Source organism: Frankia sp. AiPs1 (genome assembly GCF_023716945.1).
In the GTDB taxonomy this organism is placed as follows: Bacteria; Actinomycetota; Actinomycetes; order Frankiales; family Frankiaceae; genus Frankia.
This window is the reverse complement of sequence record NZ_JAMQQF010000052.1, coordinates 13,899-21,920: the sequence shown is the minus strand read 5'-3', so window position 1 is coordinate 21,920 and position 8,022 is coordinate 13,899. Positions and strand designations below refer to the sequence as shown.

Sequence of the window (8,022 nt, the reverse complement as noted above, 5' to 3'; positions counted from 1 at the left end):
CACCGATCCCGCTGCGCCCGCCGACCCGCTGTCGGCGCGGGCGGCGCATCCGACATCACGCCCGCAGGCGCCATCGGCCGGCGATGGGAGCCCCCCGGGGCGGCCGGGGTCAGCTCCGGAGACGGCGGAACGGGCCCAGGTCGACCCGTCCCGCGGCCGACGCTGGGCGGCAATCTCACACCCGGACGGGCCATCGATGGGTGGCGCCTCGGGGTCGAGCCGGGGGCGACGCGGCCGGCGTGCGGCCGGGAAGCCCAGCAGCACCGGGATGCCCAGCAGCAGCAGTGTGCCGAGCGCCGCGGCCTGCACCGACGCCAACTCGGGTCCGCGGCCATAGTCGTGGTGAAGGCGAACCGTGCCGCCCTCGGCGGGCAGCCGGAAGCCCGCCGCCCAGCCCCAGGCGGCGAGGCCCGCGCCCACCAGCAGCGCATCGGCCCGGGTGTCCAGGCCGAAGTAGATCCGGGCGTCGCTGACCCCGGCGGCGATGAGGATCTCCCGCCAGGCGAACACGGCGACGGCCGCGGCCCCGAGGATCGCCGGCAGCCGGCGGCGCGCCGCCGGGCGCCGGCACAGCAGGACCAGCACCGCGGGCCAGATCAGATAGAACTGCTCCTCCAGCGACAGTGACCAGGTGTGGCCGAACCAGGCGCCGCCCGAGTCGGGCCGGAACACCCGGTAGTAGTTGTTGACGTAGAGCAGCGAGGTGACCGCGTTGTCGAGGAAGTCCCACTGGTCCGCACGGGTCTTCACCGCGACGACGAGCACCGCCCCGACCGCCACGAAGACCCCGAACGCCGGCAGCAGCCGGAAGGCCCGCCGCACGTAGAACCGGCCCAGTGAGACGGCGCCGACCCGGTCCCGCTCGGCCAGCAGCAGCCCGGTGATGAGGAAACCGCTGAGCACGAGAAACACGTCGACGCCGAGATAGCCACCGGACAGGGCGTTCATGTGGAAACAGAGCACCGCGAGGACCGCGAGCGCCCGCAGCCCGTCGAGCGCCGGGTTGTACCCCGTGGCCGCCCGCGGGACACCGCGCCGACCCACTCCCTCATCGGCTGCGCCGACGGCCGGGTCGAGGACAGGCGGCTCCACAGCCACCGGCTCGGCGACCCGTGCCTCGACCACCGGCGATGCGCCGGGCGAGGCCCCGGATTCAGACATCATTCTCCCCCCACGACAGAACGATCTGGTTTCGCGCGGAGCCCGCCGACGCGGGCCGTCACGCCGACACGTCCACATCCGGGCAGCTCACCCGGCCCTGTGCGACGCGACACATGCGGACTCTAGTGTCACGTAGCCACAGACCGAGATCGGTTCGGGCGAACACCCCCGAAGGTCCCGGACCGGCCGCCCAGTCAGAATGATCATGACCGACCGTGGGCGCCAACCGCGCCCACCAGACCGGCCGCAGCCGTGCTGTGCCGGACATCTCGCCCCTACTGCGGGCATCGGGCGTCCAGGCAGGCAAAGGTGGAAAGGAAGGTCGTGCCGCGGGGTGCGCGGCCGGACGACGGGAGGGACACGGTGGCAGGCGGGAGCGTGGCGGACGGGAGCGTGGCGGACGGGAGAGATGCCGGCAGCGCCGGGAAGTCGGCCGCGGAGCACCGCGAGTTCGTCGACCTCATCGAGGCGCTGCGCGCGGCCCAGGACACGATCACCGGTGCCAGCCCGCCCGAGGACGTCGCCCGCAAGGCCCGGGAGGGACTGGAGGAGGTGACCCGGCTGCTCACCCCGTTCACCGTGAGCGAGTCCGAGCAGCTCGCCGGCTACCTGCTCACCGAGCCCGGCCACGCCCAGGCGCTCGCGCCGGCACTCCACATCGACGAGAGCAGCACCGAGCACGTGCGGGGCCGGCTGGTGCTCGGGCGCTACTACCTGGGCGGCAACGGCGCCGCGCACGGCGGCAGCATCCCGCTGTTCTTCGATGACGTGCTGGGCCGGCTGGCGAACGCCGGGGGACGGGGCACCTCCCGCACCGCGTACCTGCACGTCAACTATCGCAAGATCACGCCGATCGGTCCGGAGCTGCTCGTCGAGGCCCACCTCGACCGGGTGGAGGGCCGCAAGCGTTTCGTGGTCGGGACGATCCGCGACCCCGAGGGCGACCTCACCGTCGACGCGGAGGGACTGTTCATCGCGTTGCGCCCCGGCCAGCCCTGACCGCTCCCACTCATCGAGTTCACCCCGGCTGAGCTGGGATTCTGCTTCGGCCCCGCAGCGAGGGGGTAGTTGAGGCAGCATGAGGCTCGACCGCGACGAGTGGCCCCCTCACCGGTCCGGCCCAGGTTCGCTGTGGCCCGGTCCAGGTTGGCTACGGCCCATCCTCGGGCTCGGCGGTGCCCGGCGTTGAGGGCACTGTTCTTCCGGCCGGGGCGCTGGTTCACCTCGCTGCTGCCACTGCTGCTGTTGGCCGGGGTCGCCGCGTTGGAACTGAGCAATCGGGAGTGGACCGTCCTGGAACTGGCGGTGCTCAGCCCGATGCTCGCCGCCACGTTCGGTGGCCCCCGGTTGACCGCGTTGTACGGGGTGCTGGCGATCGGCGTGGGAATCATGCTCGGCATTTTCGATCATCTGTTCGGTCAGAGCGATGGCGGCCCGACCGCCCAGGCGGTGCGCCTGGGCGGGGTAGCGGTCGGCGGCGCGCTGGCGGTGTTGGTCAGCCGGTACAACACCCGGCGGGAGACGAAGCTGCAGAACGTCACCCGGGTGGCGGAGGTGGCCCAGCAGTCGATCCTCGCCGCGGTGCCGAGCTCGTCCGGGGGTCTGCACTTCGCGGTCCGCTACGAGAGCGCCGCCGCCGAGGCGAGGATCGGCGGGGACCTGTACGAGGTCGTCGACACCGCCTGGGGCACCCGCCTGCTCGTCGGTGATGTCCGCGGCAAGGGCCTCGACGCGGTGCGCATCGCCAGTCGGGTGCTCGGCTGCTTCCGCTTCGTCGGGCGGCGGGCGGCGGATCTGCCCACGGTGCTGGCAGGCCTCGACGCCGAGGTCGCCGAGGTCTGCGGGCTCGACGACTTCGTCACCGCGGTGGTCGGGCAGGTCGACGGCCGGCGGCTCTGGCTGGTCAACGCGGGCCACCCGGATCCGGTGCTGGTCCGCGAGGGTCAGGCGAGCCTGCTCGACGTGGCGACCCGGCTGCCGCCGCTGGGCCTGCTCGCCGACACCAAGGACACGGCCGAGAACACCATCGAGGTCAGGCTGCGGCCCGGGGATCGCCTGCTGCTCTATACCGACGGCATCACCGAGGCCCGCGACCCGACGACCGGCCGGTTCTTCCCGCTGCTGCCCGCGGCGCAGGCCGCGCTGTCCTGCGGCACGCTGGAGGAGTCCATCGCCGACCTGGTGGACCAGGTGCGGGCGTGGACCCGCTCGACGCTGAACGACGACGTCGCCCTGCTGGCCGCCGAGCTGCCCCACCCGGCTGGCCGGCAAGGCCGCGGCCCGCCGGGTGGCTGATCCCCTGCCAGGTGGCTGTCCCGCTGCAAGGTGGCTGGCTCGCTGCCGGATGGCTGATCGGCTGCCGGGTGGCCGGCGACGGCCGGTGTCAGGAGGAGCGGGCGACAGCGCCGTCGCGGAACCGGTTCATCCGCTCGAGCCGCTCGTCGATCTCGTCGCGGAAGGCCGCCAGCCGGCTGATCTTCTCGTCGATCTCCGCGCGGAGCTTGACGTACGCGGTCTCGCCCTCGGAGAGCAGCCGCAGCCGGTCGCCGTCGTCGGAGGCGGCGTGGAACTCCACCCGGACCTGGGCGAGCCGGTCCTCGTAGGCGAGGATGGTCCCGATCTCGTCCAGGTTGAAGCCGAGCAGGGTCTGCAGCTCCCGAATCCGGCGGACCCGGGCGAGGTCGGAGTCGGCGTAGAGCCGGTTGCCGCCGGTGGTCCGCCCGGACGGGGTGAGCAGCCCCACCTCCTGGTAGTACCGCAGCGCCCGCACCGAGACCCCTAGCTTCTGCGCGGCCTGGCCGATGCCGCACAGCTCGCGCGCCACCGTGTTCGTCCCGTCCTTGTCACGCACTCCGCGATTGTTTCTCACGTTCCCACCGGTCGGCGCGGCGCCGTCGGACGCCAGGGCCCGGCCGGGCCGTTCGGCCCGGCCGGCCGGCGCTTCCTCGCCATCGCCGGTGTCGCCCATCGGGTTTCAGGACCTCTCAGAGGCTGGATGTTCCCGGTCAGGGGCCATAGTCGGGAGTCGCTGGCCGGGGGCCGTCGCCCGGCGAGCGTATCGTTCGGCGGCCCGATCGTTCGGCGGCCCGCTCCGGATCGGCGGCCCTATCGTTCGGCGGCCAGGGTGCTGCCTGCACCGTCCTCCATCGCCGCGATGTCGCCGGCGCCGGCCAGGCCCTCGGCGGCGTCCTCGCGCAGCGTGCGGCGCGCGTGCGGGCTGTCCTTGCCACGCAGCCAGGACAGCACCGCGCCGAGCGCGCAGGCGATGGCGGCGAAATAGAAGGCAAGGTGCAGGCCGTCGCCGAACGGACCGGCGATGAGGTTCGGGAAGAACGAGTGCCCGGTGAGGAAGTGAGCCTTGCTCGGGTCGAGGGCGTTCAGCGTGTCCGGACCGAGGAGCTGCTCGGTCGGGTTGATGCCGAGGAACGCGGAGAACAGGCTGCCGATCGGCGGCAGGTTCGCCAGCTCGTGGGCCTTCGCCGGGCTGACGCCCTGGGCGGTGAGACCGGAGAACATCGCGTCCGGCAGGCTGGAGGCGAGGCCCAGCACGATGACGGTGAAGAACACGCCGATGGACAGCACGCTCGCCGAGTTCTGGAACGTGTTGAGCATTCCGGCGCCGGCACCGCGCTGGTTCGGCGGCAGGGTGTTCATCACGGCGGTGGTGTTCGGCGCGGCGAACAGGCCCATGGACAGGCCCATCAGCAGCAGGATGGCCGCGAACGCCACGTAGTTGAAGTCGATCGGGATCACGTTGAACAGCAGGAACGCGACGGCCGTGGCGACCAGTCCGATGGTGGCGAACGGGCGCGCCCCGTAGCGGTCGGCGAGCCGGCCGGCCACCGGTCCGGACAGCAGGAAACCGACGGTGAGCGGGATCATGTAGATGCCGGCCCACAGCGGCGTCCGTTCGAAGCTGTAGCCGTGCAGCGGCAGCCAGATCCCCTGCAGCCAGATGATGATCATGAACTGGAGGCCGCCGCGGGCGAGCGCGGCGAGCAGCGCGGCCAGGCTGCCCATGGTGAAGGCCCGGTTGCTGAACAGTTCCAGCTTGAACATCGGGTCCGACGAGCGCAGCTCGATCACGACGAACCCGATCAGCACGGCGAGCCCGCCGAACATGCAGATCAGCACGAACGGCTTGGTCCAGCCCATCGTGTGGCCGCCGTAGGGCTGCAGGCCGTAGATGATGCCGGTCAGGATCGCGATGAGCCCGATGGCGAAGGTGATGTTGCCGGCCCAGTCGATCCGGGCCTGGGTGCGCACGCCGTTGTCGCGCAGCTTCAGGTAGGCCCAGACCGTCCCGAAGATCCCGAACGGCACCGACACCAGGAACACCAGGTGCCACTCGACCGGGGCGAGCAGGCCGCCCACCAGCAGGCCGAGGAACGACCCGGCGATGGCCGCGACGCCGTTGATGCCCAGCGCCAGTCCGCGCTCGTTCTCCGGGAACGCGTCGGCGATGATCGCGCTGGAGTTCGCGAACAGGAACGCGCCGCCGATGCCCTGACCGACTCGCATGATGATGATCCACAATGCGGCGGTCGTGCCGTGCATCCAGGTGACGGCCAGCAGGATCGAGAACACGGTGAAGACCGCGAAGCCGAGGTTGTACATCCGCACCCGGCCGAACATGTCGCCGACCCGGCCGAGGCTCACCACGAGCACCGACGTGACCAGCATGAAGCCCATCAGGGTCCACAGGAAGTACGAGGTGTTCCCCGGGGCGAGCGGGTCGACCTTGATGCCCCGGAAGATGTCCGGGAGCGCGATGATCAGGATCGAACTGTTGATCGTCGCCATCAGGACACCGATGGTCGTGTTCGACAGGGCGATCCACTTGTAGTTGTCCGAACCGGACACGGTCGGGACGTCATCGGCCCCGGGCGGCGAGGTGCCGGCGGTGGTGTCGGAAGTCGTCACGGCAGGAAGGCTAGTGCCTCCATCTCACGTTAGCGGTAGATGTGATGCGGCTCATAGTGGCTGCGCGCACAAATGGGAACCTTCCGCTTACCGCCACCTATGTTCCACCACCCCTGGCGTGCCGAGCGGGCCGGCGTCGGCCTGCAGGCCGTCATCCGCCGCGTCGGGACCAAGGACGGTCTCGTCCGGGCCGTCAACGGCTGGATCGTGCCGGCCTGCTCGCCCTACCGGAGGGCGGCCACGACGTCCGACTGCGCGTCGACGCCGCACTCGTCGACACCAACGCCTACGGCGCCACCGTGGCCGCGCAGGCCGCCGGCCGGCCCTGGGCGATCACCCCGCCGGGCTGACCGAGCCGGGCGACCCGTGGGTGCTCGTCACGATGTCCACCGATTACCAGGGTGACGAGCGGCTCGCCGAGGTGGCCGTCGAGGCGCTCCCCGACCGGCTGCGCACCGCCCTGCACGCGACGATGGCCGGCCGGGGCTGGCAGCGGCCGAGGTGTCCCGCCGGCTGTGGGCCTTCGCCGCGGCCTCGGCCGCCGCGATCGGCGGGACGCGCTTCGCCGCCGCTGCGCAGGAGCTCGCCCTGCTCGCCGCGGCGCATCGGACATTGCATTGACGATCGCATCGGCAGGCGCGTGCGACGCGGAGGGGCCCGACAGCCGCCGCCGCTGTTCCTCGTAACTGATCAGACCGGCTTCGGCCTGTCCACTGAGGACTTGTCGGGAATATTAGGCGTCGTAGCACAGTGACGTCGATTCCCGGACGACGACCGGGGATTGCAGATGTGTTCATTTACGTCGCATTCTGATCCGCTATTCACAAAACAAGAAAGGCGTGTCACCGCAACGATTCTGATTGCGTGTGCGAAGCTGACTTCACCCATGGGTAACCATCTATCCCCAGGAATTACCTTCATCGAGAGGTAGGAGGGTATGGCCTCAAAAAGTCGCCTCGTACTACTGCCGACGCTCGGCGCATTCGGAACCCTTATGTTCTGCGGGGTCGCCAACGCGGCAACACCAGACGTCGTCAACGGATGTGTCAACCAATACACGCACATTGCGCGTATCGTTACCGATCCGACCACATGCCACGCAGATGAATACAGCGTGGTGTGGAACCAGGAAGGCGTCCCAGGCCCAGTTGGCGCACCAGGTCCGGCAGGTGCGCCCGGCGCCGACGGCCCGGCAGGTCCGACAGGCGCCAACGGGGCACCAGGCCCCAGCGGCGCACCAGGTCCGGCAGGCGCCAACGGCGCACCCGGTGCCACCGGTCCGGCAGGTCCGGCAGGTCCGGCAGGTCCGGCAGGCGCCAACGGCGGACCAGGCCCCAACGGCCCAGCAGGTGCCAACGGCGCCAACGGCGCAGCTGGTCCGGCAGGCCCGGCAGGTGCCAACGGCGCCAACGGCGCCAACGGCGCCAACGGCGCCAACGGCGCACCAGGCCCCACCGGCCCGGCAGGCCCGGCAGGTGCCAACGGTGCCAATGGTGCCAACGGCGCACCAGGCCCGGCAGGCCCAGCAGGTGCCAACGGTGCCAACGGTGCCAACGGCGCACCAGGCCCGGCAGGCCCAGCAGGCCCGGCGGGCACGATCGGCCCAGCAGGACCGGCGGGCGTCAACGGCACGAACGGCGCACCAGGCCCGGCAGGGCCCCAAGGCGCTGACGGCATCGCAGGACCCGCAGGTCCAACAGGCCCAACGGGCACCGACGGTGCCCCAGGCCCAGCAGGACCAGCAGGCGCTGACGGCATCGCAGGACCCGCAGGACCGGCAGGTCCGGCGGGCGCCGACGGCATCGCAGGACCAGCAGGACCAGCGGGCACCGACGGTGCCCCAGGACCAGCGGGCACCGACGGTGCCCCAGGACCGGCAGGTCCCGCGGGCGCCGACGGCATCCCAGGACCCGCAGGCCCAACAGGACCGACAGGACC

6 protein-coding genes and 1 pseudogene are annotated in these 8,022 nt (G+C 71.3%); 3 read left to right on the top strand and 4 right to left on the bottom strand.

The window, feature by feature from the left end:
• A partial coding sequence (locus ND748_RS08360; protein WP_251745094.1) for an acyltransferase occupies positions 1-1,161 on the bottom strand: 1,161 nt, incomplete at its 3' end.
• 393 nt (positions 1,162-1,554) lie between these two features.
• On the opposite strand from ND748_RS08360, the gene ND748_RS08355 reads away from it, so the two are divergent.
• Positions 1,555-2,160, top strand: a complete 606-nt coding sequence (locus ND748_RS08355) for a hotdog fold domain-containing protein (protein ID WP_251745093.1) — start codon at positions 1,555-1,557, stop codon at positions 2,158-2,160.
• A 186-nt stretch (positions 2,161-2,346) separates the two neighbouring features.
• Positions 2,347-3,456: a PP2C family protein-serine/threonine phosphatase gene (locus ND748_RS08350; RefSeq protein ID WP_251745092.1), complete on the top strand. Its 1,110-nt coding sequence runs from the start codon at positions 2,347-2,349 to the stop codon at positions 3,454-3,456.
• An 88-nt stretch (positions 3,457-3,544) separates the two neighbouring features.
• Here the strand turns inward: ND748_RS08350 and ND748_RS08345 are convergent, their stop codons facing one another.
• The 3 genes from ND748_RS08345 to ND748_RS08335 all read right to left on the bottom strand — a co-directional run bounded on the left by ND748_RS08345 (position 3,545) and on the right by ND748_RS08335 (position 6,550).
• The gene (locus ND748_RS08345) at positions 3,545-4,012 is read right to left on the bottom strand and encodes a MerR family transcriptional regulator (RefSeq protein WP_251745091.1); all 468 of its coding nucleotides are present in this window, start codon (positions 4,010-4,012) and stop codon (positions 3,545-3,547) included.
• Positions 4,013-4,266: 254 nt separating this feature from the next.
• Positions 4,267-6,084: an MFS transporter gene (locus ND748_RS08340; protein ID WP_251745090.1), complete on the bottom strand. Its 1,818-nt coding sequence runs from the start codon at positions 6,082-6,084 to the stop codon at positions 4,267-4,269.
• Between the two features lie 286 nt (positions 6,085-6,370).
• The gene (locus ND748_RS08335) at positions 6,371-6,550 is read right to left on the bottom strand and encodes a hypothetical protein (protein ID WP_251745089.1); all 180 of its coding nucleotides are present in this window, start codon (positions 6,548-6,550) and stop codon (positions 6,371-6,373) included.
• Between the two features lie 1,081 nt (positions 6,551-7,631).
• Here ND748_RS08335 and ND748_RS08330 point away from each other — a divergent pair.
• Positions 7,632-8,022, top strand: a pseudogene (locus tag ND748_RS08330) (hypothetical protein); the annotation flags it as partial.